This window comes from SAR86 cluster bacterium (assembly GCA_029268615.1).
Classification (GTDB): Bacteria; Pseudomonadota; Gammaproteobacteria; order Magnimaribacterales; family Magnimaribacteraceae; genus JAQWNM01.
In genome coordinates, this window is the sequence record JAQWNM010000007.1 from 108,398 (window position 1) to 134,912 (window position 26,515).

General features: G+C 32.8%; 26 protein-coding genes. 13 read left to right on the plus strand and 13 right to left on the minus strand.

The annotated features are described in order from the left end of the window. Nucleotides 1-19: 19 nt before the first annotated feature. Nucleotides 20-2,341, plus strand: coding sequence for a TonB-dependent receptor (locus P8J93_03070; GenBank protein MDG2060784.1), 2,322 nt, complete (start codon nucleotides 20-22; stop codon nucleotides 2,339-2,341). 48 nt (nucleotides 2,342-2,389) lie between these two features. Here the strand turns inward: P8J93_03070 and P8J93_03075 are convergent, their stop codons facing one another. From P8J93_03075 to lptD, 7 genes are read right to left on the minus strand one after another with little or no spacing between them, the layout of a single operon-like run. After that, nucleotides 2,390-3,127 (minus strand): SDR family oxidoreductase, encoded by a 738-nt coding sequence (locus tag P8J93_03075; protein ID MDG2060785.1) that lies wholly within the window; start codon nucleotides 3,125-3,127, stop codon nucleotides 2,390-2,392. Further along, nucleotides 3,120-4,211, minus strand: coding sequence for a multifunctional CCA tRNA nucleotidyl transferase/2'3'-cyclic phosphodiesterase/2'nucleotidase/phosphatase (locus P8J93_03080; GenBank protein MDG2060786.1), 1,092 nt, complete (start codon nucleotides 4,209-4,211; stop codon nucleotides 3,120-3,122). The genes P8J93_03075 and P8J93_03080 overlap by 8 nt, the downstream gene beginning before the upstream one ends. Before the next feature lie 4 nt (nucleotides 4,212-4,215). Continuing rightward, nucleotides 4,216-5,052 (minus strand): symmetrical bis(5'-nucleosyl)-tetraphosphatase, encoded by an 837-nt coding sequence (locus tag P8J93_03085; GenBank protein MDG2060787.1) that lies wholly within the window; start codon nucleotides 5,050-5,052, stop codon nucleotides 4,216-4,218. Between the two features lie 2 nt (nucleotides 5,053-5,054). Next, nucleotides 5,055-5,837: a 16S rRNA (adenine(1518)-N(6)/adenine(1519)-N(6))-dimethyltransferase RsmA gene (rsmA, locus tag P8J93_03090; protein ID MDG2060788.1), complete on the minus strand. Its 783-nt coding sequence runs from the start codon at nucleotides 5,835-5,837 to the stop codon at nucleotides 5,055-5,057. 5 nt (nucleotides 5,838-5,842) lie between these two features. Then, nucleotides 5,843-6,820 carry a 4-hydroxythreonine-4-phosphate dehydrogenase PdxA gene (gene pdxA, locus P8J93_03095; protein MDG2060789.1) on the minus strand — a complete coding sequence of 326 codons (978 nt, stop codon included), beginning with the start codon at nucleotides 6,818-6,820 and terminating at the stop codon, nucleotides 5,843-5,845. After that, nucleotides 6,817-8,139, minus strand: coding sequence for a peptidylprolyl isomerase (locus P8J93_03100; protein MDG2060790.1), 1,323 nt, complete (start codon nucleotides 8,137-8,139; stop codon nucleotides 6,817-6,819). The genes pdxA and P8J93_03100 overlap by 4 nt, the downstream gene beginning before the upstream one ends. A 27-nt stretch (nucleotides 8,140-8,166) precedes the next feature. Next, nucleotides 8,167-10,383, minus strand: coding sequence for an LPS assembly protein LptD (gene lptD / locus P8J93_03105; GenBank protein MDG2060791.1), 2,217 nt, complete (start codon nucleotides 10,381-10,383; stop codon nucleotides 8,167-8,169). Between the two features lie 116 nt (nucleotides 10,384-10,499). On the opposite strand from lptD, the gene P8J93_03110 reads away from it, so the two are divergent. From P8J93_03110 to trpC, 8 genes are read left to right on the plus strand one after another with little or no spacing between them, the layout of a single operon-like run. Beyond that, nucleotides 10,500-11,360 (plus strand): NAD(P)-dependent oxidoreductase, encoded by an 861-nt coding sequence (locus tag P8J93_03110; GenBank protein MDG2060792.1) that lies wholly within the window; start codon nucleotides 10,500-10,502, stop codon nucleotides 11,358-11,360. Next, nucleotides 11,361-12,401, plus strand: a complete 1,041-nt coding sequence (locus P8J93_03115) for a phosphotransferase (GenBank protein ID MDG2060793.1) — start codon at nucleotides 11,361-11,363, stop codon at nucleotides 12,399-12,401. Next, complete coding sequence (locus tag P8J93_03120) at nucleotides 12,398-13,054, plus strand: sugar phosphate nucleotidyltransferase (GenBank protein ID MDG2060794.1); 657 nt, start codon at nucleotides 12,398-12,400, stop codon at nucleotides 13,052-13,054. Before P8J93_03115 ends, P8J93_03120 begins: the two co-directional genes overlap by 4 nt. Nucleotides 13,055-13,087: 33 nt before the next feature. Continuing rightward, on the plus strand, nucleotides 13,088-13,756 hold the full coding sequence (rpe, locus tag P8J93_03125) for a ribulose-phosphate 3-epimerase (GenBank protein ID MDG2060795.1): 669 nt from the start codon (nucleotides 13,088-13,090) through the stop codon (nucleotides 13,754-13,756). A gap of 13 nt (nucleotides 13,757-13,769) precedes the next feature. Then, complete coding sequence (gene trpE, locus P8J93_03130) at nucleotides 13,770-15,215, plus strand: anthranilate synthase component I (protein ID MDG2060796.1); 1,446 nt, start codon at nucleotides 13,770-13,772, stop codon at nucleotides 15,213-15,215. Nucleotides 15,216-15,217: 2 nt separating this feature from the next. Then, entirely contained in the window at nucleotides 15,218-15,781 is a 564-nt protein-coding gene (locus P8J93_03135) for an aminodeoxychorismate/anthranilate synthase component II (protein MDG2060797.1), read from the plus strand. Nucleotides 15,782-15,786: 5 nt separating this feature from the next. Next, nucleotides 15,787-16,809, plus strand: coding sequence for an anthranilate phosphoribosyltransferase (trpD, locus tag P8J93_03140; protein ID MDG2060798.1), 1,023 nt, complete (start codon nucleotides 15,787-15,789; stop codon nucleotides 16,807-16,809). A 2-nt stretch (nucleotides 16,810-16,811) separates the two neighbouring features. Beyond that, nucleotides 16,812-17,603 (plus strand): indole-3-glycerol phosphate synthase TrpC, encoded by a 792-nt coding sequence (trpC, locus tag P8J93_03145; GenBank protein ID MDG2060799.1) that lies wholly within the window; start codon nucleotides 16,812-16,814, stop codon nucleotides 17,601-17,603. A 49-nt stretch (nucleotides 17,604-17,652) separates the two neighbouring features. Here trpC and P8J93_03150 read toward each other — a convergent pair whose 3' ends face one another. The 6 genes from P8J93_03150 to P8J93_03175 form a co-directional block, all read right to left on the minus strand. Then, on the minus strand, nucleotides 17,653-17,898 hold the full coding sequence (locus tag P8J93_03150) for an RNA-binding protein (GenBank protein ID MDG2060800.1): 246 nt from the start codon (nucleotides 17,896-17,898) through the stop codon (nucleotides 17,653-17,655). 121 nt (nucleotides 17,899-18,019) lie between these two features. Next, complete coding sequence (gene coq7, locus P8J93_03155; GenBank protein MDG2060801.1) at nucleotides 18,020-18,652, minus strand: 2-polyprenyl-3-methyl-6-methoxy-1,4-benzoquinone monooxygenase; 633 nt, start codon at nucleotides 18,650-18,652, stop codon at nucleotides 18,020-18,022. Further along, a complete protein-coding gene (gene purD / locus P8J93_03160; protein MDG2060802.1) occupies nucleotides 18,649-19,929 on the minus strand; it encodes a phosphoribosylamine--glycine ligase in 1,281 nt (426 codons plus the stop codon). Before purD ends, coq7 begins: the two co-directional genes overlap by 4 nt. Nucleotides 19,930-19,933: 4 nt before the next feature. After that, on the minus strand, nucleotides 19,934-21,505 hold the full coding sequence (gene purH, locus P8J93_03165; protein ID MDG2060803.1) for a bifunctional phosphoribosylaminoimidazolecarboxamide formyltransferase/IMP cyclohydrolase: 1,572 nt from the start codon (nucleotides 21,503-21,505) through the stop codon (nucleotides 19,934-19,936). After that, nucleotides 21,506-21,769 (minus strand): helix-turn-helix domain-containing protein, encoded by a 264-nt coding sequence (locus tag P8J93_03170; GenBank protein ID MDG2060804.1) that lies wholly within the window; start codon nucleotides 21,767-21,769, stop codon nucleotides 21,506-21,508. It abuts the gene before it with no gap. Nucleotides 21,770-21,866: 97 nt separating this feature from the next. Beyond that, complete coding sequence (locus P8J93_03175; GenBank protein MDG2060805.1) at nucleotides 21,867-22,442, minus strand: histidine phosphatase family protein; 576 nt, start codon at nucleotides 22,440-22,442, stop codon at nucleotides 21,867-21,869. A 62-nt stretch (nucleotides 22,443-22,504) separates the two neighbouring features. On the opposite strand from P8J93_03175, the gene P8J93_03180 reads away from it, so the two are divergent. Genes P8J93_03180 through dnaG form a run of 4 tightly spaced genes read left to right on the plus strand, consistent with a single transcriptional unit; the run spans nucleotide 22,505 to nucleotide 26,445 of the window. Beyond that, complete coding sequence (locus P8J93_03180) at nucleotides 22,505-23,230, plus strand: 16S rRNA (uracil(1498)-N(3))-methyltransferase (GenBank protein MDG2060806.1); 726 nt, start codon at nucleotides 22,505-22,507, stop codon at nucleotides 23,228-23,230. Between the two features lie 25 nt (nucleotides 23,231-23,255). Next, complete coding sequence (gshB, locus tag P8J93_03185) at nucleotides 23,256-24,197, plus strand: glutathione synthase (protein ID MDG2060807.1); 942 nt, start codon at nucleotides 23,256-23,258, stop codon at nucleotides 24,195-24,197. Nucleotides 24,198-24,215: 18 nt separating this feature from the next. After that, nucleotides 24,216-24,620: a Holliday junction resolvase RuvX gene (gene ruvX, locus P8J93_03190; protein MDG2060808.1), complete on the plus strand. Its 405-nt coding sequence runs from the start codon at nucleotides 24,216-24,218 to the stop codon at nucleotides 24,618-24,620. Between the two features lies 1 nt (nucleotide 24,621). Further along, on the plus strand, nucleotides 24,622-26,445 hold the full coding sequence (gene dnaG, locus P8J93_03195; GenBank protein MDG2060809.1) for a DNA primase: 1,824 nt from the start codon (nucleotides 24,622-24,624) through the stop codon (nucleotides 26,443-26,445). The last annotated feature ends 70 nt before the right edge of the window (nucleotides 26,446-26,515 follow it).

Genomic DNA, 26,515 nt, shown 5'->3' on the forward strand with positions numbered 1-26,515 from the left:
TTCTTGGGGAGAAAGTCATATGTATTTAAAATCTTTTGTGCGCTTACCTTTGGTGCTTGTTTTAATAACCACTGGTATAAGTTTTACAAGCGTGTCTTTTGGAGCGGAAGAAGACGATGTAGAGGAAATAATGGTTACAAGCAGAAGGATTTCTGAGAATTTGCAAGAAGTGCCAGTGGCAGTGACTGCATTCAATGAAACAGCTCTAGAAAGAATGCAAGTAACCACTATTAGAGATCTAGATACCATGGTACCTAATCTATTTATAGGAATGAATACGGCTGGGCCAAGTGCTGGTGCTATTTTTATGAGAGGCCAGGGTTATGGAGGTATTGAAAAAACGCAAACTTCACCGGTTGGAGTTGCTATAGATGGTGTTTTTATGGGTTCAACTACAGGAATGTTGTTAGATACCTTTGATGTTCAGCAAATTGAAGTTAATAGAGGTCCTCAAGGAGTTCTGTTTGGAAAGAATACTTCAGCTGGAACAATCCAACTAAGAAGAACTGATCCTACGGGAGTTCTTGGTACTAAGGTATCTGTGAAAGTTGGAGATTATGGTAATAAAGTTTATAGAGCTATTCAAAATCTTCCTGGTGATACTGTGAAAGTAAAATTAGGTCTTACTTCTAAAAAAATGGATGGCTATTGGACAAATACCTTTAAAGGAGAAGATACTGGCGCAATTGATTATGAAGCTAAATTACTTCAAGTTCTTTGGGAGCCGACGGATACTTTTAGTGCTCACTTGAGATATGACTCAATTAGAGATAATTCAGATATACCTCCTCAAGACCCTAGGTCTGATGGACCTGATCCATTTGAAAATAGAGCTGATACCGACGAGTTTGTTCAGTATATGGTAGATAACACTTCATTAACTTTAGAATGGGATACCAGTTATGGTTCTTTAACTTACATAGTAGCTAATTCAAATAGTTATGACAGAGTTAAGCAAGATTTTGATGGCATGTCTTTTACTGATGCAAGCATTGGTTTCGCTCAGTTACATACCGATAGAAGGCAGAATTTTGATGTATTTACTCAAGAACTTCGTTTATCTGGAGAGAGTGGACCTTTATCCTATCAAATAGGGGCTTATTTGTATGAAGATGAAATTGATTTCTGGCAGTCTTCAAATAATTTCTTAAATTTCCCAGTTGATGCTACTTCTAGTTTTTTAGGTTTTTTGCCTCCTGATGTGGCTTGTGCAGCTTTGGGGTCTACACCTAATCCTGGATGGTTAGCTAAAGGAATAACAAAATGTTATTTTCCTCTAGCACCTACTTTTGCAATTAATGAGCAGAACACTGATTCCAAGTCCTTTTTTGCAAACTTTATTTGGGCAGTTAATGACAAATTAGATATCGGGATTGGCGCAAGAAAAATAGATGAAGATAAGTACTTTAATACTCGTCTCGATTTGCAAGCTGGTGGAAGCTCAGTTCCTTTTCAAGAATTAGGTGACAGCTGGGGTGATACAGTCACAAGGTTGAGTGCAGATTATCAAGTTTCGGATGATATCTTGGTATATGTTTCTAGATCAGAAGGTTTTAGGTCAGGCGGTTACAGTATGAGAGGTGTTAGGGCTAAATTTACTTTTGAACCAGAACTTGTTGAACAGACAGAGTTTGGAGCAAAAATGCAGTTTATGGATGGAAGGGCAACCCTAAATATAGCAGCTTTTGATACTACGGTAGAAGGTCGTCAGTTCCAAACAATTGTGAGTGTAGCTTATCCTCCTGGTACTGACACGGTAATAAACAACCATGCTGAGACAGAAATAGATGGTGTTGAAGTTGAATATTCTTTTGAATTAGGTAATGGATTCTCATTAATGGGTACATATGCCCATCAAGAGGGCGAAACTACTAAATCAGTTCAAAGCAGTTTATTGGTTCCAATTGGTCCTGACTGTATATATGGAACAGCTGATGATGGCTTGTGGTGTACTGATGATCCAGATGGAACAGTAAGTTTTGGAGGCCTTCCTACTGGAAGAACTCCTGAAGATACTTTTTCTGTTGGACTTTTACATGAAACACAAATAGGACAAGGGTCATTAACAACCTACATATCTCATAAACAGATGGATGAATTCTATATTGTAGATAAGGCTGTAGGTGGTACTGGAGTTATTGAGCCTAAATATGATATTACTGATATCAGTATTGCGTATGTTTGGTCAGATGCAAATGCTAGATATTCAGTTACAGCTTCTGGTAAGAATTTATCAGATACTGAGTATCATGAACAAACACTTCAGTTATTTGGAGCTGGTGGTTTCCAGGGTTGGGGAGCTCCTCAAACTTGGGGTTTAGAATTTATGGCTGAATTCTAGAATTTATTACAAATACTAAAAACGGCCAGTTTTATCTGGCCGTTTTTTTTATGAAAGAGATCTTCCTCCATCAATATTTATCACTTGACCAGTCATATACTTAGATTGAGAAATAAAATAAGCTGCAGAGGCTATATCAGCTGCTTCACCTGTTCTGCCAAGAGGGATGGTTTTTAGAATAGTTTCTCTTTCTAAAGAGCCTTCATTATTTTTTAATTCAGGCCACAACATAGCTCCAGGGGCAATTGCGTTTACCCTAATTTTTGGACTCAATTCTTTAGCAAAAGATTTTGTAATAGCTTCCAATCCAGATTTAGCAGCAGAATAAAGACTAAACTGGTCAATACCTTTTTTGGCCATAGCATCAGAAATATTAATAATACAACCTTCATTTTTTTTCAGTAGGTCTTTTAGACCCTTTATCAATATGAAAGGAGAGATTAGGTTGGTGAATGATAAGTCATACCAATCTTCCAAGTTTGCTTTATTTATAGGCGTAGGATAAAAACTAGACGCATTGTTAATTAAAATATGAAGGTTTTTATTTTCTTTTTTTATTTCTTTTAATAAATTAGTTACAGAATCAGTTTCAGTAAGATCAGCTTGGTATATTTTACAAGAATTATTTCTTAACTTATTCAAGTTAATTGATAATTCTTCCGCTTCTTTAGAAGAATTATTGTAATGAATAGCTACATCATAATTCTTCTTATGAAAGTATTCAGATAAGCTCTTCCCAATTCTTTTTGCCCCTCCGGTCACCAAAACAACCTTGTTGTTATTCAACTCTTAGAACCTCCTTTATTAGTATTAACCTTTTTTCTGCTAAATTTTTACTAATATTTTTTCCAGATTTATTCATATAGTTTTTATCAGGTACTATTTCTATAGATCTAATCAGTAACTCTTCCCAATTTATTTTTGGGTATTTATAATAAATAGAAAGTTTTTCTAAGGCCGGCAATAATGCTTGAGCTCTTTCTGGCCTTCTCAAGGCATCACATTTTAAAAGAACTTTAAGAATATTTTCTGGAGTTACTTCTTTTTTTTCTAGAAAACTTAGCAGATTACTTAATACTTCAGCCGATTCAATAAATTTCTTTGGAGCCTTGAAGGATTTACTAATTCTTTCAACAGAGCCAGAGTAGCTACAAAATACTGACCAAACTATTTCAGGAGAAAATTTATATTTTGTAATTATTTTTAGAGCTCCTTTTGATTTTTGATATCCTTCGGAAGCTTCTGTGCTTATTTCTCGAAGAGCATCACAAGAGTTAAGAACTTCAAAAAATTCTTCTGGATTCTCTTCACTTAAAGCTTTAATAGTTTCTTGCCATATTCTTTCTTTAGAGAGGGTGTTGATTTCACCTGAAGAAGAGATTGATTTCATGGTTTTCAAAGTTTCATCTTCTATGAAGAAATCTAAGTGAGCAAGTTTTGCTTTGAATCTAGCAACTCTCAATACTCTTAAAGGATCCTCTGAAAATGCCGAAGATACTTTTTTGAGTATTTTATTTTTTATATCATTTATGCCTCCATAAGGATCAATAAGATCATTATTTTCTACGTTCTGAGCTATTGCATTTATAGTTAAGTCTCTTCTAATTAAATCTTCTTCTAGGCTAACACTAGAATCGCTATAAAAAGTAAATCCTTTATGGCCTAGTCCAGTTTTTCTTTCTTTTCTTGCTAAGGCATACTCTTCTTTAGTCTTAGGATGCAAGAAAACAGGAAAATCCTTTCCTATAAGCTTAAAACCCAATTTTTCCATTTCAACAGGTGAGGCACCTACAACTACCCAATCCTTTTCCTTTGAGGGTATTTCAAGGATTAAATCTCTTACAGCACCGCCTACAAGGTAAATTTTCATTTGTCTAATTTACAACATTAGAATTAAATTCTCGACCATCTTCTAGTCGTAAGGCTTTAAGGGGGTTACCCCATACACAACCTGTATCCAAGGCAGAGATATTTTTTTTATCTATTTTACCTTTCAAGGATGACCAATGCCCAAATAAAATATGTCTGTTACCTTTTAATATTTTAAGATTATGCTTAAACCAAGGAAGAAAACCTCTAGGAGAATCATTAGCAGGACCTTTACAAGTTAAATTTAGTCCATTCTCTTCGGAGAAGAATCTCATTCTAGTCAAGTAATTAGTATTTAATCGAAGAATCTCCAAATAAGAAATTTCTGGATATTCTTTAGGGGGTAAATTACTAAAAATACAAGATAAATAAAGCTTTCTATCTTTAGAATTTTTTAACATTTTTTCAATAGATAAAGATGCATTCAAGGCTTCGTCCAAGTCCCAATGAGGTGGAATTCCTGCATGCGACATAATAAATTCTCTTTGACCAATTGAAGTTTCTAAAGGCTCTACATGTACCAGTGGGATTTTTGAGATCCAATCTATGTAAAGGTTTTTTTTATCTGTCTTCAAAATTTGCTCAAGAGTATCTTCCTTGCGCATTTGTCTTACTTCTTCAAGAATTGCTAACAAGTGAAGATCATGGTTTCCAAGAACAATATTACAATTATTCTTTATAGAATAAATAAGGTCTAAACATTCAAGCGAATTAGGTCCAACATTTACAAGATCTCCAGTTAGCCATAACTTATCAGTAGAAGTGTCAAATGAAATTAACTCAAGAATAGATGAAAACTCGTTATAACATCCTTGTATATCACCAATTGCATAGTTTGCCATATTTATAAAGAGTTTATCATTTCAGAAAGCTTTACAAACTTTTCTACGCTTAATTCTTCTGGTCTTTGAGATGGTTTTATCTCTAAAAGATCTAATTTTCTTAGAGGTAAAAAACTTTGTAAAGATTTTCCTATCATCTTCCTTCGTTTAGAAAATAAAATATTTGTCAATTTTTGGAGTGTTTTACAGGTCTCAGAATTAAATGAAACATTCCTAATTGGTTTAATTTGAATAATAGAGCTATCAACGTCAGGGATAGGTCTGAAGCATTCTGAAGACACAGAAAATAATAAGTTTATTTCATTTAAATATTGGGAAATAATACTTAACCTTCCATAAGATTTACTTCCAGGTTTTGCTATTAATCTTTCAGCAAATTCTTTTTGAAACATAAAGTGACAATCTTTTATATATTGACCATAGTTATAAGCCCAAAAAAGAATAGGAGAAGATATATTATATGGAAGGTTTCCCACCATTCTAATTAATGAATTATTCTTATTTAATAGAATTTTTTTTAGATCAAATTTAAGGATATCTTCATTAAAGACCCTAAAATCTTTATTAATTTTCTTTAAATGATCCAAAGAATTTATTAGGTCATTATCAATTTCAACGGCGTCTAAAAAGCCAGCAAGATTTATGATCTCAGATGTTAATGCTCCTCGACCTGGTCCAATTTCTAGAAAATGTTCTTTAGGGCTTGGATTTATATTCTTAATAATTTTATTAATAATATTCTTATCTACTAAGAAATTTTGGCCTAAATGTTTTTTTATTCTCACAAATATTAATTTAAGCTCATTGAGTAGGCTAGATTTGAAGCATTCAAAATGCTATTTTCATTAGCTTTTCCTGAACCAGCAAGATCATAAGCTGTCCCATGATCTACAGAAGTCCTGATGAATGGAAGTCCAAGAGTAATATTAATTATGTTTCCAAATCCACTAGATTTAATTACAGGCAGTCCTTGATCGTGGTACATAGCAAGTATGGCATCTACTCCTTTCATGTTATCTTTTACGAACGCTGTATCTGCAGAATCTGGACCTATGATCTTATACTTTAAACCTCTTAATTTTTTAATTAATGGAATGAGTATATCTTTCTCCTCTTGTCCTAAGAATCCTCCATCTCCTGCATGAGGGTTCAGACCTAGGACTTTAATAACAGGATTATTTATCATCCATTTGGTTTGAAGGTCTTTTCTTATAATATTAATACATTGCTCTATATTTTCTTCAGTTATCATTTTAGAGACTTTATTTAAAGGCACATGAGTAGTAGCAAGAGCAACCTTTAAAGAGTCATTTACTAACATCATTACTACTTTTGGAGTATTTGATAAATTAGCTAGAAATTCTGTATGACCGAGAAAATCTATTCCACCTTGATTAATTATTTGCTTATTAATAGGTCCAGTTACTAAAGCATCAAATTCTCCATTTAGTGTTCGGGTAGCAGATTCTTTTAGAATGGAAATAATGTAATGCGCATTTTTAGGATTAGATTCCCCAGTTATGATTTCTTCTGTCATATTTACTGGATGGATAATCAAACAATCATCCTCTATATTTTCTTCATTACCAGAATATAATTTTATTTTGAGATTCTTTTTTAAATCTTTTGCTCTTTTTTCAAAAACATAGGGATCTCCAAAAATAACAGGTAAATAATCTAATTGTCTTTGCGATGAAAATGCTTGGATACATATATCAGGTCCAATACCTGTGGGATCTCCTGGCGAGATTGCAAGCTTAACCTTCATAGGCTAATTTTTATATCAACATATGCTTCAGATCTTAACTCTATTAAGGTTCTTTGAAGCTCTTCTTCATATTTTCTTCCATAAATTAATTGAAAAGCTCTATTTTTTCTTACCTCTTCACTAACGTCCTCATTTCTCCTGTCTAGGACTTCTAGAATATGCCACCCAAAGGATGACTCAAACGGTTCACTGGTTTCTCCTATGTTTGTTGAGTCTAAGATCTTTGCAAATACTGGATCATATACTCCAGATACATTCCATCCTAAATTTCCTCCATCCATCTTACTTCCTGGATCTTCAGAAAACTCTTTAGCTAACTTAGAAAAGTCACCTTCATTTTTTAGCTGATCAGAAATAGTAGAGATTAATTGTTCAGTTTGTTTTTTTGTTCTTATTTCTGAAGGTTTAACTAGAATATGACGAGCTAATGTTTGATCTTCAAATTTTATTGAGTCGCCTCTTTTTTCAACTAGTCTCAGAATATGAAGGCCGGCTCCGCTCCTTAAAGGTGTAGATAAAGAATTCAGAGATAAGTTTTTTACTATAGGCTCGAAAAGTGTAGGAAGTTCTACTAATTTTTTCCAGCCCATTTCTCCTCCTTCAAGGGCGCTCTGATCTGCTGAATAAATTGCTGCTAATTTTTCAAATTCTTCTCCATCACTATATCTAGTTGATATCTCTGTAACTTTCTTTTCAGCTGTCTCTTTTTCTTTATTTGAAGCATTCTTTTTGAGAGGAATGAGGATCTGTTGTATTCTATATTCTTCAGATAGACGAACCTGACCTTCTTCTGAATTCAGAAAGTTTTCAATTTCTTGCTCACTAATATCAACTCTGGCACCTACCTTGCCCCTTTGAACTCTTTGAATAATCATTTCTTTTTTTATAGTTTCTCTTAAATCTCTATATGATATATTTTTACCTTCTAATGATTTTCTAAATTCATCAATAGAGAGAGAGTTTTGAGATGCAATTGCATTTAATGATTCGTTAAGTTCCGCATCACTTATTCTCACCCCAGCTTTATCTCCTATTTGAAGTTGTATTTCTTCAATAATCATTCTTTCTAAAATTTGCTCTGTTAAGATTTTTTCAGGAGGTAAGGGGGTCGAGGTTTCTCTTAGACGACCTATAATTTCTTTTGTTCTCTTATTTAACTCAGATTCCATAATAATCCCTGAATCTACAATTACCGCTATCCTATCCAAAAGTTCTATTTTAGCTGAGATTTTTTGAGGACTTATTAAGAGCAGGCTTGAAAAGATAAAAAAACCAAGCAATTTAACTTGGAAATTTGATTTAATGATTTCATTGTTCATTTGTTTTTATATTTTACTACTTATTTCTTATAAACGTGAGGAGGATATAGCTTTCATAAAGTTTCTTCCAACTCTTCCTAAACCTAACAACTCAATTGTAATAAATAAACTATCCTTAGGTTTGATGACAGAATTTGATCTTATAAAGTTAAATTCATTCAATAAGAAATGTTCTGGTTGGTAAATGTAATCTATTTCTGCCCATCTTCTCTTCATAATACCAATTCTTAAGCAGCAACTACTAAATTTTAAACCATAAATCATATCAAGAGATTTATTATCTTTTAGGTCTTTTTGCCATCTACTAAATAATTTCCATGATTTACCAATAGGCATTTCTAAGATTCCTTCTAATTGTTTTTTTGGGATAATTAATTTAGAAGAATCTTGTTCAATCATGTAATTTTGATCTCTTCTAAAGATGGACCTAACTTCAGCTCTGTAAGAGTTTTTTTTGCTATAGCTCAAGGCTAAAAAGGCAGAGTTAACTTTCTTACTTTTATTATCCCATTCTAAGGACCCATAAGAGCTAAATTTTTTATCTGAAGATAAAGAATACTCAATAATAAGAGGAGAATTCTCCTTTCTTTTTTCTATGAAACTATATGGATTATTATCTAAATAGAATGCTTTTCCTATAACTAGTTTTGCAAAAGAATTTCTTTTAATGGAACTATGCTCAAGCCCTAAAATAATATTATCTGCTCCACTTCTTCCGTCATAGCCAGAATAAACATTACCGTTCAGAAGATTACTGTAACTTAAAGGGAGTATTGCTGAGTCAATTCTTGTTAAGAAAGGATTATTACTTTCTTCAGAATAAACGTATCTTAATAACGGAGAAATAGACATAAAAGAAGATTCAGTCTTCTTGTCAAAAAAAATCTTACTTTCAAGTGTAAGCCATTTAAGGTTTTCTGATTTATTAGCAAAAGAGGATTTGTGATTTAAATAATCAAATCCTATTTTTATAAAACTAGAAGAAAACGTGTTTTCTTTTTTATATTGGATTGAATTAGAAATAAAGGTTCTATCTAACTTATTAAATTCTCTACCTAGAATTTTTCTGGAGTTAGCTTCATATTTATTTAATAAAGTGTGCATAGAGTAATAAAAATTTTCTATTTTCCTGTCAACAGAAAGTTCTACTCTTGGATAAGACCTAAGTTCTTTTTGGGAAAAGGGGTTTAAGTTTTGATAATCTTTGAATCCTATAAGAAGTTGGGCATATTTATTTTTCCATTTAATCTCAGCTTCTTTTTTTAGATATGTAGTTTTGTCTTCTCCATATTGGTCATTGCCAATATCTTTAAAATAGTAGATATCACTTACTTTATTCAAATTAATCTTTCCAGACAGGCTATCTAAGAATTGGCTTTCATGCTGCCATTTTACTATCCACCTATCTTGAGATCTACCGGTATCCTCTTCAAATTTCTTATCATCAAGGATTCCTGAAAAGAATATATTTCCTTTGGAATGGGTTTTTAAATACCTAAAATCATTTGAAATACCATTCCCCCTTTCCTGAATTAGTCTAGGCGTCAGGGTGAGGTCAAAATTCTTAGCTAAGTTAAAATAATATGGCATTGATATATCCAAACCTTTGCTGCTTTTTTTTAGATCTGGAGCTAGAAATCCAGTCATTCTTTCATTGCCTATTGCAGTTCTCAAGATGGGTAAAGAGAATACCTTTTTCCCTTTTATCTTTAATGAAATCCCTTTGATGATTGCATTTTTTTGGTTTTTTAAGAGATTAATCTCTTTTGCAGATATCTCCCAGAAAGGGTCAGAAATATTACAGTTTATGTATGTAGCTCCTTCTAATTTAATATTACCATCTGCATTCAATGTAATGTTTGAAGCTATGCCCGATGCTCCTTTATTAAGAGTATATCTAGCATCTGTTGCAGAGAATAGTTGGTTTGAGAAATTAGCAATCATCTTTTCTCCTTCAACTTTAGTTCCAGAAGATGAAATAGAAATATTTCCATAAAGATTTAAGATTTCCTTCTCCTCATTGTATACAGCTTTGTTAGATGACAGCTCTAAGAAATTTGTTTTTACTTCAACAGATCCTGAGAAAATCAGGTCACCATTCTCATTACTGGTGATCTTTTCTGCATCAATGCTGTTTATCTCAACTATGTCATTTATTTCAGAATTAATGACACTAATACGGAACAAACAAATAATAAGACATAGCCCCATTATTGATTGTTTTCTTATTACTTTAGATAACATAAGCTTTTTTAGATCATTAATTACTATTATGGTTCATGTAATTATTTATTTTTTGGTGATAAATAATGCTCAGCGCGGTTAAAATACGATTAATTAAATATTAGAGTAGATTAGATATGTCAAATTTAAAAGGAAGAACGTTATTTATTTCAGGAGCAAGCAGAGGAATAGGTCTTGCAATAGCAAATAGAGCTGCTAAAGATGGAGCTAATATAATTCTAGCTGCAAAAACTGCTGAACCTCACCCAAAGCTACCTGGAACTATTTTTTCAGCAGCAAAGGAAGTAGAAGAGAATGGTGGAAAAGCTTTGCCTGTTCTATGCGATATTAGATATGAAGATCAAGTAAGAAGCGCTGTTGATCAAGGGATTAAAGAGTTTGGAGGTATAGATATTTGTATAAATAATGCCAGCGCTATTCAGCTTACAAATACCCTTCAAACAGATATGAAAAGGTTTGATCTGATGCATCAAATCAACACAAGAGGAACCTTTTTAGTAAGTAAGGTATGTTTACCTCACTTATTAAAATCAGATAATCCTCATATCTTAAACCTTTCTCCTCCTCTTGATATGAAGCCAAATTGGTTTGGTCCTCATGTTGCTTATACTATGGCTAAATATGGAATGAGCCTATGCGTTTTAGGAATGGCAGAAGAGTTTAAAGAACAAGGAGTGGCTGTAAATGCACTATGGCCGCGTACGGCTATAGCCACAGCCGCAGTTAAGAATATACTTGGAGGCGAAGAAACAATAAATATTTCTAGGTATCCTTCTATTATGGCAGATGCTGCTCATGTAATTCTAATAAAGAATTCAAAAGAATTTACTGGACAATTTTGCTTGGATGATAATATTTTAGCTGAAAATGGTGTAGAAGATTTTTCTATCTATGCAGATGTTCCTTTCAATAAATTAGCTCCTGATTTTTTTGTTCCAGGTGACATTCCTCCTCCAAAAGGATCTCTTGATAGTTAAGTGGAACCTAAAACTAAAGAACTACTAGAATGGGTAAACCAAGAAGCACAAAAAGTTGGTTTTTCTAAATTTAATGTCATTAAACCTTTGAGAATTGAAGCAAGCAAGAGAAGATATTATAGGGTGGAGAATGAGAGGGAATCTTTAATTGTTAATACCCTTAACCCAAAAGAAAATGATAATTCTAAATTTAATGAATTAAGTGCTATTTTTCTAAATGCAGGAGTAAAGGTTCCAAGAGTTTTTTCATTAGAAGAAGAAAAAGGTTTTTTATTGCAAGAAGATTTTGGTGATAGACTTTATCAGTATCATTTAAATACTTCTAATTCAGATAAGTTGCTATCAGCCGCTATTGATGAAATTCTTATTATCCAGAATATACCTACTAATAGTTTGTCATTACCGGTGTTAAATGAAAGCAGGGCATTTTCTGAAATGGATCTTTTTAGAAGTTGGTTTTTGGAAAAGCTTTTGGTGATCTCTGTAAATGAAGAAAAAGAGTCTAATTCTTATAATGTTTTACAAGAGGCCTACGAGAATGTATGGAAGAATTTAGAGATACAGCCAAAATCTATTTGTCATTTTGATTTTGAATCAAGAAATTTACTAGCTTTAGAAAATCCAGATGGAGAAGAAAGTACAGGCATTATTGATTTTCAAGATGCTCTAATAGGCCCTGTAAGTTTAGATTTAGTATCCTTATTAAAGGACCTTTATCATCCTTTAAGTGATGATAGAATCATATATTATGCAGATCTTTACCTCAGTAAAGGAATTGATAGTGGAGTTTTAAAAAATGTTAATCTGGAAGAATTTATCTCTTGGATTGAGTGGTCTGGTATTCAGAGGCAATTAAGAATAATGGGAGTGCTTTCAAGAATGTACATTTTAGATAAAAAGAAAAGTAGGCTTTTAGATCTAGAGACTACTATGAATTATTTAATTAAGTCCTCTGAAGGTTTGCATGGAATGATAGATTTTTATAACTTCCTAGTAGATATCAAGCCTAAATTATTAGCATTTCTAGCTCCTTATAAATGAAAGCTTTTCTATTAGCTGGCGGCAAAGGAGAAAGGCTTCAGCCCTTAACTCATAGTATTCCAAAACCTATGGTATTAATTCATGGGAAACCCTTAATTCAATGGAATATTGAAACATTAAGAGAATCAGGAATTAAAGAAATAATTATTAATTTATTTTACTTAGGTAACAAGATAGAAGAATTTCTAGGTGATGGGTCTAAATTAGGTGTTGAAATAAGATACTCAAGAGAAGAAAGTTTACTAGGAACAGGAGGAGCTATAGTAAATGCTTTGGATTTAATTGGAAACGAACCTTTCTTGTTGATGAGCAGTGATATCTGGACAAAGTTTCCTTTTAAAGATTTGTCGCTTCCAGTGGAATCCATTGCGCATTTAGTGTTAGTAGAACCCTTGGATGGCAAAGGGGATTTAAATTTGCAACTAGGTCTTGTAAATAACTTAGATGAAGGCCCTAGATATTCTTATTCGGGCATTTCAATTATAAATCCCTTGTTATTTTATTCTTATGAAAAAAAGAATTTAGATTTATGGGAAACTTTTTTAAAACCAAATGTTGATAAAGGAAAGGTTACAGGACAGCTTTCTTCACATCAGATTATAAATGTTAATCAATTAGAAGATATTCAGAAAATAGACGACAATATATTCTAAGGATTAGACTTCTAATATTTTAAGTAGAAAAGTATGGCAAAAAAAGAAAAAATTATAGCCCCTTCAATATTATCAGCTAATTTTGCTAGATTGGGGGAAGAGGTTGGAGAAGTAATTAGCTCAGGTGCTGATTGGATTCATTTCGACGTTATGGACAATCATTTTGTACCCAATTTAACAATTGGACCCATGGTTTGTAAATCTTTAAGAGATTATGGAGTAAAAGCACCTATAGATGTTCATTTAATGGTAGAACCAGTGGATAGTTTAATTCAAACTTTTGGTGAAGCAGGAGCGACTTATATCACTTTCCATCCGGAGGCATCAAAAGATGTGAATCTATCTATTGAATCAATTGTTAAATTAGGCTGCAAGTCAGGCTTAGTATTAAACCCTGATATTGATTTAGAAGTCATAGAAGATTATATACCAAAGTTGGATATGATTTTATTGATGTCTGTTTTTCCTGGTTTCGGAGGTCAAGAATTTATATCTTCTGTTCTTAGTAAGATAAAAGATCTCAGAAAATTAATAGATGATTCTGGTTTTGATATTAGATTAGAAGTAGACGGAGGAATAAAACTAAGCAATATAGAGGAGATATCTAAAGCTGGAGCTGATACTTTTGTTGCTGGATCTGCAATATTTGGTCATTCCAGTTATAAGGAAATTATTTCTAAAATGCGAAAACTTATCTCTTAAATAAGATCTCTATATGACGTCTACAAAGATACCCATCTCAATTGAAATTTTAGCTGATATGGAGACGCCTCTGAGTGTTTACAAGAAACTAGCTAATAAACCTTTTTCATATTTATTTGAATCGGTAGAAGGCGGAGATAAATGGGCAAGATATTCTTTAATAGGTTTGCCAGCAAAAAGAATTATTAAGATTGAGGGTAATAAAGTTCTTATTATAGAGAATGGTAAAATTATAGAAGAAGTTATATCTCCAGATCCTTTAAAATTTTTAGAGGATTTTCAAGATACTTTTCAAATTAAACACATTGAAAGTCTCCCTAAATTTATAGGAGGATTAGTAGGTTACTTTGGTTATGATTGTATTAGGTATATAGAGCCTAGGCTCAAAAATAAAGAACCTCCTGACCCTCTAGGAACTCCCGACGCTCTTTTTATGATCTCTGAGGAGGTAGCGGTTTTTGATAATCTGAATAATACACTTCATCTTATAGTGCTTTCAGATAGCGAATCTAAGCAAGACAAAGAGAAATCCAAGAAAAGACTTTTAGAGCTTTCAGAAAAACTAAAAAAACCTTTAATAGATAAAGAGCTAATCAAAGCTAATAATCCTATTTCCGAAGATGATTTTATCTCTAGTTTTGGAGAAAAAGAATTTAAAGAAACAGTGCTAAAGGTAAAAGAATATATAAAATCTGGTGATGTTATGCAGGTTGTCTGTTCCCAGAGACTTTCAGTGCCTTTTGAAGCTGATCCAACTGAACTATATAGATCTATAAGGCACTTAAATCCTTCTCCTTATCTTTACTGTTTAAATTTAGATGATTTTCATATTGTGGGTTCATCGCCAGAAATCTTAGCTACATTGGAAGAAGGAGAAGTAACTGTAAGGCCGATAGCAGGAACAAGAAGAAGGGGTAAAGATTCTTCTGATGATTTAGCTATGGAAAGGGATTTGGTAAATGATCCTAAAGAAATAGCAGAACATCTAATGCTCATTGATTTAGGAAGAAATGATATAGGCAAAATAGCAAAATCTGGTTCTGTAGAAGTAACAGAAAAATTTGGAGTAGAAAAATATAGTCATGTAATGCATATGGTGTCTAATGTAAAAGCTAGAATTAAAGATGGTCTGAAAGCTATGGATGTTTTCAAAGCAACTTTCCCAGCTGGAACTTTATCAGGAGCGCCTAAGATAAGGGCAATGGAGATAATTGATGAATTTGAGCCAGTAAAGAGAGGAGTTTACGGAGGGGCAGTGGGATACTTTTCTTGGAATGGTAATATGGATATGGCAATAGCAATTAGAACAGCTGTCATAAAAGATGGCATGCTATATATCCAGGCAGGGGGAGGATTTGTTGCTGATTCAGACCCAGAACTAGAATGGAAAGAATCCATGAATAAAGGTAGAGCTATTTTTAAAGCTGTAGAAATGGTTCAAGACAAGTTAAAAGGATAATAATGTTATTGGTAATAGATAACTATGATTCATTTACATATAACTTAGTTCAATATTTTGAAATGTTAGGGCAAGAAGTTCATGTTCATAGAAATGATAAGTTATCTTTAAAAGATATAGAAAAAAAATTACCAGATTATCTAGTGATTTCTCCTGGGCCCTGTACTCCTTCAGAGGCAGGTATTTCAGTTGATGCAATTAATTTCTTCAAAGGAAAAGTACCAATACTTGGTGTTTGCTTGGGTCATCAATGTATTGGTATGGCTTTTGGAGCTCAAATAATAAGAGCTCAAGAATTAATGCATGGAAAGGTTTCTAAAATTTTTCATGATTCGTCAGGAATCTTTAAAGATCTAAAGCAAGGTTTTGAAGCAACTAGATATCACTCCTTAGTTATTGATGAAAGTACTCTGGCAGAGGAACTAACTATTAATGCCAGAACAGAAGATAAAACAATCATGTCAATATCCCATAAAGAATACCCTTTATTTGGTTTACAATTTCATCCAGAGTCATTATTAACCGAATCAGGAATTCAAATTTTGGAAAACTACCTAAGTATTTGAGGATTATGGACATCAAATTAGCCGTCAAGAAACTCTCATATAAAGAAGATTTATCCTTTGATGAAATGTATTCTTTGATGATTAAAATTCTTTCAGGCGAGCTTACTGATGCCCAAATAGGTGCAGTTATGATGGGTTTAAGTGTAAAAGGTGAAACAATTGACGAAATAACCGCTTCAGCAAAAGCTATGAGAGTTTTGTCTCAGTCAGTCGAGTTAGATAATGATCTTTTATTAGACACATGCGGCACAGGTGGAGCTTCATTAGGAATTTTTAATGTATCAACGGCTTCTGCAATTTTAGCAGCAGCCTGCGGGGTATCAGTTGCTAAACATGGAAATAGGACGGCTACGAGAAAGAGTGGAAGTGCAGATTTATTAGAAGAAGCGGGTATTAATATAAACCTATCTCCTAAATCTGTTAAAAAATGTATTAATAAGATAGGTATTGGTTTTATGTTTGCACCTTTGCACCATAGCGCAATGAAATATGCTATCGGTCCTAGGAAAGAACTTGGAATAAAATCTATTTTTAATATTTTAGGGCCATTAACTAATCCTGCACGAGCTTCTTATCAGATCATGGGGGTCTATAAGAAAGATCTTATATTGCCAATTACTCAAGTATTAAAGTCTTTAGGTACAAAAAGAGCAATGATAGTTCACTCAGAAGATGGTCTAGATGAAATAAGTGTGGTTAAAAAGACTTTTGTTTCAGAGTTGCATAACAATCAGATAAAATCTTACAAAATAGATCCTAAAGATTATGGGTTTAATTTTTCTTCGTTGGAAGAATTAAAGGTAGATTCTTCCACTGAAAGTCTTAAAAAAGTAAAGTCAGGCCTAAGTGGAGAAAATGAAATAGCCAGTTCAATCATTGCTTTAAATGCAGGCGCTGGAATTTATTTGGTTGGCTTGGCAGGATCCCTAAAGGAAGGTATTGAAATTGCTCAAGATGCTATCTTAAATAAAAAAGGATTAGTAAAACTAGATGAATGGATTCAATTAAGTAAAAAACTTGAAAATTAAAATTGAAAGAATCTTATTTAAATAGAATTTTAGAAAAAACTGCTGAAGAAATATTAGAGCAGAAATTATCCTCGTCCCTAGCAGACATGAAATCAGTAATTAAAGATCTTCCTCCTTCACTTCCATTTATTGATACTCTTTTACAAAAGATGGTAAGAGGAGAAAGTGCCATCATAGCTGAGATGAAAAAAGCATCGCCTAGCAAGGGAGTTATTAGAAAGAACTTTCAACCAAGAGTAATAGCTAAAAGTTATGAAAATGGAGGAGCAGATTGCTTAAGTATTTTGACTAATGAACCTTTTTTTTATGGACACTTGAGCCATATAGGTGAAGTACGTTCGGTAGTCAATTTACCAATTTTAAGAAAAGATTTTATTATAGATGAATTTCAAATTTATCAGAGCAGGCAAGCCTTAGCTGACTGCATCCTATTAATAGTTGCCGCTTTAAGTTTGACTCAATTAGAAGATTACTATGCTATAGCAGGGGAACTTGATCTTGATGTTCTCTTAGAAGTACATGACGAAATAGAACTTGAATTAGCCTTAAATTTAGAACCTAAATTAATTGGAGTAAATAATAGAGATTTAAGGACTTTTGAAGTCAATTTAAGCACTAGTATTGAATTGAATAAGAAATTACAGCCCAACACTTTCTTAATTTCAGAAAGTGGTATCAATTCAGCTAAAGATATAGCTTTATTAAAAGACAATAAAATCTTTGGCTATTTAATAGGGGAAGCTTTTATGAGAGAAGATGATCCAGGTTCAAAAATAAAAGAGATATTGATGTAAGTTAAAAAGAAAAAGCCGACTTTTGCCGGCTTTCTTGAGAAATTTAAAATTAGCTTCTTTCCTTCGCTTGATTAACTCTAAGGTCTCTTCCTTGGTAATCTTTACCATCTAGTGCATCTATGGCTGCTTGCCCAGCGGCTGCATCTTCCATTTCTACAAACCCAAAACCTTTAGATCGTCCGGAGTGCCCTTCAGTAATTATTCTTACTGCTTTTACCGATCCATATTGTGAAAAGTGATTCTCTAATTCTTCTTCTGTGGAAGACCACGGAAGATTACCTACATATAAATTCATTTGATAATTGTCCTGTTAATTAAATCCATGCGAAATCGCACCGCTACTATACTTACTTATTGCTATTTAGCAACCTACAATACACATATTTTTTTATTGAAGGAGAATTAAAATTTTTGAATTAGATGCGGTAACTAGTGGTTGTCATAATTTTTGCCATTACAGACATTACCTTTTTTACTGGACTAGGTAATTCTTCTGCTCCTGCCTCATGAGCTTTGGAGGCATGCTCTTCCTCATCTGCTCTCATTTCTTTTATTATTACTTTTGATCTTTCATCTTTGTCTGATATGCCCTCAAGGTGACCTTCAAGATGTTTCACCACTTGTTTTTCAGTTTCTTCAACAAATCCTAGGCTAAATTTATCTCCAATAAGCCCAGTTAATGCTCCTAAAGAAAATGATAGGCCATACCAAATTGGATTAAAAATACTAGGCGATGCATTAAGCTCATCAAGTCTTTCATTGCACCAAGCTAGATGATCTAACTCTTCTTCAGCTGCTTTTTCCATGTTTTTTGACATACCCTTGAGTTTTGCTGTTGATGCCTGGCCCCTATATAAGGCTTGTGCGCAGACTTCTCCAGTATGATTGACTCTCATTAAGGCAGAGGAATGATTTCTATCTTTGGAAGAAAGTAAATCTTTTTTTAACTCTCTCGCTGGATATTTCCTTTTACTGCTTACATGGTTATCAATAGAATATTTAATACCCTTATCTAATTCTAAAATTAATGAATCTATAAATTTAGTCATTTCCCCCTCTCTATTGCTCTATAACCTATGTCAGATCTATAGAAACAATCCTCCCAAGTAATAATTTTTGCAGAAGCATAAGCGCGTTCTTGAGCTTCAAGTGTATTGTCTCCTAAAGCAGTTACACACAATACTCTTCCGCCAGATGATAGCAATTCATCATTTACCAGTTTTGTTCCTGCATGAAATACCTTCATTTTTTTATTTTCAACAGGAATTCCATTGATCACAGAACCCTTCTTGTATGAATTAGGATATCCACCAGATGCCATTACTACTCCCAAGGCAACCCCTGGTTTCCATTTAAGGCTTTGTTGTTTTAAATTTCCTGTAGTAGCTTCATAACAAACTTTAGCTAAATCTGAATCTAACCTCATCATGATTGGTTGAGTTTCAGGATCTCCAAACCTGCAATTAAATTCTAGAACCTTCAAATTGTTCTCTTTATCAATCATAACTCCTGCATATAAGAAACCGCAATAAGTTGTATTGTCTTTATTTAGTCCATAAATTGTAGGCTCAATTATTTGTTCCAGTATTTTTCCATGAATTATATCTGTAACCACAGGAGCAGGAGAATAGGCACCCATTCCACCGGTATTAGGTCCAAGGTCATTATCATCTCTGGCCTTATGGTCTTGAGAGGATGCAAAAGGAATAATCAAATTGCCATCTGTAAGGACTATAAAACTTGCTTCTTCGCCAGTAAGAAATTCCTCTATGACAACTTTTGAACCAGCATTTCCAAAAACATTTGAAACTAGACATTCATTTATCGCATGAATGGCTTCTTGTTCATTTAATGCGACAGTGACACCTTTACCTGCGGCAAGTCCATCAGCTTTTATAACTATAGGACATCCTTTTTCTTTTATATATTTGATTGCATTTTCTGGATCCACAAAACTTTTGTAATCAGCAGTAGGAATATTATGCCTTTGCAGAAATTCTTTCATGTATTCCTTCGAGCCCTCTAATTGTGATGCGGCTCTTGTAGGCCCAAAACAGTTTAGATTCATAGAATTAAATTTATCTGTAATTCCATTTACTAATGGCTCTTCAGGCCCAATAATTGTGAGATTTATATTATTTTTTAAGGCAAATTTAGACAAACTATCAATATCATTAGATTGAATATCTATATTTATTAGAGAGTCTTCCATTGCAGTACCACCATTACCAGGGGCAACAAATACTTCTGTGACAATATTACTTTTAGCAATTTTCCAAGCCAAGGCGTGTTCTCTTCCTCCACTACCGACAATCAATACTTTCATACTTTTAATGGCGGAAGTGTCTTACTCCGGTAAATAGCATTGCCATTCCCGCTTCATCTGCAGCTTCAATTACCTCATTATCTCTCATTGACCCCCCAGGCTGGATAACAGAAGTTATACCAATTTTTGCTGCTGCATCTATACCATCTCTAAAGGGAAAAAAAGCATCAGATGCCATGATGCAATCAGAAGTTTTAAATCCTCTTTCTAAAGCTTTAGAAGCAGCTATCTTTGCGCTATCTATTCGGCTCATCTGACCAGCACCGATACCAATAGTCTGATTATTTTTTGCGTATACAATTGCGTTAGATTTAACAAACTTACAAACTTTCCAAGCAAATAAGCAATCGGCTATTTCAATGTCACTAGGATTTCTTTTAGAAACTATAGTTAAATCATTTTTTGAAATGATTGCATTATCTGTTTCTTGAACTAGTAAACCATCAGTTACACTTAGAAATTTAAAATCTACTGTTGGATCACCAAGGTGTTGAGTTTCTAAAACTCTTACATTTTCTTTAGTTTTAGTTATTAAAAGAGCATCTTCTGAAATACTTGGAGCTATAATCACTTCTACGAATTGGTTATTAATAATTTTATGAGCTGTTTGCGCATTAAGTTCTCTATTTAATGCAATGATTCCTCCAAAAGCTGAAGTAGTGTCTGATTCAAAAGCTTTTTCGTAAGCTTTGGTAATATTTTTGTCTGTAGCTATTCCGCAAGGATTTGCGTGTTTCACTATTACGCATGCTGGTTCATCGAATGATTTAACACACTCGAAAGCTGCATCTGTATCAGCTATATTATTATAAGAAAGTTGTTTACCTTGGAGTTGAGAAGAGTTTGAAACTCCATAATTTTTAGTTTTTATAATGTCTGTATAGAAGGCTGCTTTTTGGTGAGGATTTTCGCCATAGCGTAGATTTTCTTTAATCTGATATCTTGAAAAGATTGTATCTGGAAATTCTTTTTTATCTTGAGAAGATAAATAACCAGAAATAGCAGTATCGTAAGCTGCAGTATGAGTAAATGCTTTGGTTGCTAGACTTTGTCTCCTTTCTAAAGAAAGGGCTCCTTTGGATTTATTCATTTCTTCCAGGATAGAGTCATAGTCTTTTGGATCAACAACTACTCCTACATATTTATTATTTTTTGCGGCAGATCTAAGCATACTAGGACCGCCTATATCTATATTCTCTATAGCTATTTCTAAAGTAGTTTCTGGTTTAGAAATCGTCTCAACGAATGGATATAAGTTTACAATTACAAGATCAATTTCTTTAATTCCGTTTTCTTTCATTACTTCCTCATCAACTTCTCTCCTAGAAAGTATTCCCCCATGAACTTTTGGGTGAAGTGTTTTGACTCTTCCTTCCATCATTTCAGGAAACCCAGTAAAGCTGCTTATCTCAATTGCTTTTATTCCAGCATCTTTGAGAGTTTTTAAAGTGCCACCAGTTGAAATAATTTCTATACCAAAATCTAAAACTAATTTAGAGCAAAGGTCTACTAAACCTGTTTTGTTAGATACACTAACTAAGGCTCTTTTTATCGGGGAAGATGTGTCTGCTGGCATTTAGAGTAGCTTGTACTCTTTTAATTTAGTTCTAAGAGTGCCTCTATTGATGCCTAGGATCTCACTAGCATGACTTTGATTTCCGTTGCATTGTTCCATGACTACCCTAAGTAAAGGTAATTCAACTTCTTTTAGAACCATTGAATATACCCCGCAAGGCTTTTCACCTTCCAATTGATTAAAATATTTTTTTAAACTTTTTTCAACTCCCTTGCTAAGGTCTTTACCCTCTCCGTTGAACTTCTTCTGTGATGATTTGAGCATTGATGTTTATAGAAAAAAATTAAAAAAATAGAACATCAATGATACATACCGTTTTATTTCTTTCAAGGAGATTTTTTAAAAGAAATGGTTTATTTCTTTAATTTACAATGGTAAACAGTTCTTGGCCTTGTTCAATTAATTTTATTTTTTGATTTAGAACTTGAATTTTTGTGACAGAACAATTGTCGGGTCTAAAAACAACTAATTTCTTATGGTTAAAAATTTTATTTAATACAACATTTATCACCATGAAATGACTAAAAATTAATGTCGGTTCTTTTGTATTTTTAATTTCTTCTAGAATATTATTTTTCCAAAGATTTTGAGGTTCTTCTAGGTTTTCAATATCAATATTAAAAATAGTGCCTAGCCAATTACTTCTATCTTTCATTGAAACTCCTGGAGAGGGGATTTCTGAAAATTTAGTATTGATAGTAATTTTTTGTTTTCTTTCTTTTGAAAAAGGTCTTGCTGTTTCTTGGGCTCTTTTAAGTGGGCTAGAAATAATTTTAAATTTTTTATTCTTTAAGTCTTCATTAAGAAATCTTCCTAGCTTTAAAGCTTGCTCTTTTCCTTTAAAACTTAGACCAGGATCTTTATCCTCATCCCAAGATTTTCCGGCCTCGCCATGACGAATTAAATAGATAGGTATTGAATTATTTTTTTTTTCCATTAAGACTATTTGTTATTGTCTAAGATTAACACGTAAGAATTAAATAAAGAAAGGTGCAATTTATGAATTTACAGAGGGTATTTTTAGATACTAAATTATATAAAAATATGGATATAACTTTGGATAGATTAGCCTCTAAGCATTTATCAAGAGTTCTAAGAATGAAACAGGGAGCAAAAATAGAATTATTTGATGGGAAAGGGAATTCTGGCTTTGCAGAAGTTATTAGTTCAGATTTAAAAGAGTTTAAAGTTAAAATAGTGTCTAAGATTCAAGAACAGAAGAATGATGGAATCGAGGTTAATCTTGCTCTTAGTATTATAAAACCTAGCCCTTTCGAATATGCAATTCAAAAGTGTACTGAATTAGGCGTTAGGTCTATTTCGCCTATCTTGACTGAAAGAAGTATTTTTAAATTAGATCCTAAAAAGGTCAGGTCTAAACTAGAAAGATGGAAATTGATAGCGATAGGTGCTTGTGAGCAATGTGGTCAGAACTGGCTTCCTGAAATAAAAAGTATTCACTCCTTAGAGGACTGGATAAGAAGTTTGGATACTAATCAAAGGTTAGCCTTTGTACCAAGAGCCTCAAAAAGGTTATCAGAAATAAAGTTGAAGTCTAATTTAGATATTATAATAGGCCCAGAAGGTGATTTTTCAGATTCTGAGATTAAGCTTTTGAATCTTAATGGGTTTGATACACTTAATTTAGGCTCAAGAATTCTTAGATCTGATACTGCAGCAATAGTAGCATTAAGTTCTCTTAGAACTCTTAAGGGAGAATTTTAATGATTATAAAAATTAAAGGAGAATTATGAAGATAGGGATCGTTATGGACCCTTTGGCGTTAATTAATTTTTCTAAAGATAGTACTTTTGCAATGATGCTTGAAATGCAGATTAGAGGCTATGAGTTCCATTATATAAGTCCAAATTCATTAACTCTTGAACCTGATTCTTCTTTTGCTATAACCAGTAAGGTTCAGGTAGATCTCAAATCAGACATAGAATTTATTCTTTCCGATGAAGAGAAACGTAATTTAAGTTACTTTGATATAATTTTGATGAGACAAGATCCCCCTTTTAATATGGACTATATTTATAGTACTTATGTCCTAGACAAGGCAGAAGAAGATGGAGTGCTGGTAGTAAATAAACCAAGCAGCTTAAGAAATTATAATGAAAAAGTTTTCACTACCTTATTTCCTGAATGCTCAACTCCCTTTTTAGTTTCTAGTAATTATTCTGAACTTAAGTCATTTATTGAAGAATTTGAAGATATTATTATTAAACCTCTTGATGGGATGGGAGGGTCTTCTGTATATAGATTAAAAGTAGATGACCATAACATTAGTGTAATTTTAGAGGATATGACAAATAATTTTTCAAGAAAAATAATGGCTCAAACATATATTCCTGAAATCCTGGATGGCGATAAACGAATTCTTATAATAGACGGTATTGCTATGGATGCTGCCATTGCCAGAGTGCCAGCTGAAGGTGAGCTTAGGGGCAATCTTGCTGCAGGAGGTACAGCAATAGCCAGGCCTCTATCCGATAGAGATAAATGGATTTGTGATCAAGTAGGTCCAGAACTCAAGAAATTAGGTTTAGTATTTGTTGGAGTAGATATAATTGGAGATTATTTAACTGAAATTAATGTAACTAGCCCAACTTGTATTCAAGAATACCAAAAACTTTGTGGAATTGATGTAGCGAGCATCTTTATTGATTGCCTAGAAAAGAATGAGTTTTAACTAGCTTTTATGGTTATTATGGCTTTTGACTTTGGTTTGAAAAATATAGGCATAGCTATTGGTCAGGACATTTCTAGATCTTCTAATACTTTTTATACTTTAAAAGCTAACAATGGATTACCAAAATGGAAATTTTTAGATAGTTTGGTAAAAGAATGGGAACCAAATATTTTTGTTTTAGGTAACCCTCTTAATATGGATGGTACCCCAAGTTTAATGAAGAAAAAGAGTGATTTATTTGGAAGAAGATTAGAAGAAAGATATAAGATTATTCCTGAGTTGGTTGATGAAAGACTTTCTTCAAAAGAGGCTTTGTTAAGACAAAAAGATCTTCATCTAAGAAACTTAACCTCTTCAGGGTCAGATATTCATAGTATCTCTGCGCAGATTATTTTAGAAGATTGGTTTAGAGAAAAGCATTAATATGTCTGGATCAATTCCTCAGGAATTTATAAGAGATTTAATATCTTCTTCTGATATTGTATCGTTGATTGATTCTTATGTACCTCTAAAAAAGAAGGGAAAAGATCATTGGGGTCTTTGTCCATTTTGTAACGATGGGAATAATCCCTCTTTTAGTGTTAGTGCTCAAAAACAATTTTACTATTGCTTCAAATGCAGCGAAACAGGAAACATAGTTAGCTTCCTTCAAAGTCATCTTGGAATGAATTTTGTAGAAACTATAGAATCCTTGGCAGCATCAGCTGGCCAACAAGTTCCTTATTCAGATAAAAAAGAAGGACATGGGGACAATAAATTAGTTTATGAAGCCCTAGATGAGGCTTCTAAAATATTTCAAAAAAATCTCTTAGAACACAGTTCAGCCAATGATTCCAGAATTTATTTGAAAGAACAAAGAAAGATATCTCCTGAAACATGTCATTTATTTGAGGTAGGATATTCTTTGAATTCATGGAATTATTTAACAGATAGTTTAATTAAAAAAGGATTTAGTAAAGAAATTATCATAAGTGCCGGTCTTGCGAAAGAGAATCAAGATAAGAAATTATTTGATATATTCAGAGATCGTATTATTTTTCCTATAAGGGACACTAGAGGAAGGACTGTTGGCTTTGGTGGCAGGGTTATGAACGATAAAGATCAGCCTAAATATCTTAATACAGGAGATACTCCTGTGTTCAAAAAAAGTAATCAACTTTATGGTCTATACGAAACCAATAAGTTCAAGAAAGGTCTAAACAAGATTTTTGTAGTAGAAGGATATATGGATGTTATTTCTATGTTTGAGCAAGATATCAATAATTCAGTTGCAACATTAGGAATTGCTTCTAACAGATTTCATGTACAAAAGATTCTACAATTGGTGGATAAAGTTATATTTTGTTTTGATGGCGATGAAGCTGGAAGGGGAGCAGCATGGAATGCTCTAAAGAACTGTTTACCAGTTGTAAAAGACGAGGCTGAAATGAGATTCCTTTTTTTACCTGAAGGCGAGGATCCGGCAAGCTTATTAGAAAATGAAGATAAGGAAGATTTTTTAAAAAGAGAATTTGATTCTTTAGTCTTATCTGATTATTTCATTAAAAGATTAACAGAAGTCGTTGGAACAATTTCCACTCTAGAAAAAAAAGCTTCATTAGCATCTAAAGCAATGGTTTTGTTACATTCAATGCCTAATGGAGCATTAAAAAATCTCTTAGAACTTGAAGTTTCTAAAATAACCGGGCTAGGTGAAGAGGATATTAAGAAATTAAGCAAGCCTTTAAAAGGAACTTACCAAAGTAGCAATATCCAAAAAGGAGATCCTAGTACCATTGTAAGCAATATTTTTGAAGAAGCCTCTTTTTCTGCTAAGGCTTTAAAGGTTCTTCTTCAACATCCTAAGTTAGTTATGGAAATTAATATAGATGAAGCTTTAGGCGATAATAAAAAACCAGAAGTTATGTTGTTGACAAAAGTTGCAAACAAATTTAAACAAAATATTGATTGTAGTTTAGCTGAATTGCTACAAGAATTAGATTCAGACGAAAAATATTTTATAGGTAATTTAGCAGCTAATAGTGAAACTATTGGCGACACAAATATGACATTATATCTTCAAGATTGTATCACTAAAATTCTGGCAGAAGATTCTTCCTCAAGAATTAGAGATTTAAAAAAGATGTATATGGAAAGGCAGCTTTCAGACGATGAGACTTTTGAATTGCAACAACATTTGGTTTCAAACCTTGGTGAATTAAAAGAAGATGATAGGTTGCTTCTCAAAAATCTTAGCCAAAAGAAGTAACTCAAAATCTATTGAATAAAAAAAGGGCATCATTGATGTAAAAACTATATAATGCTCATCCTAAAAAAAG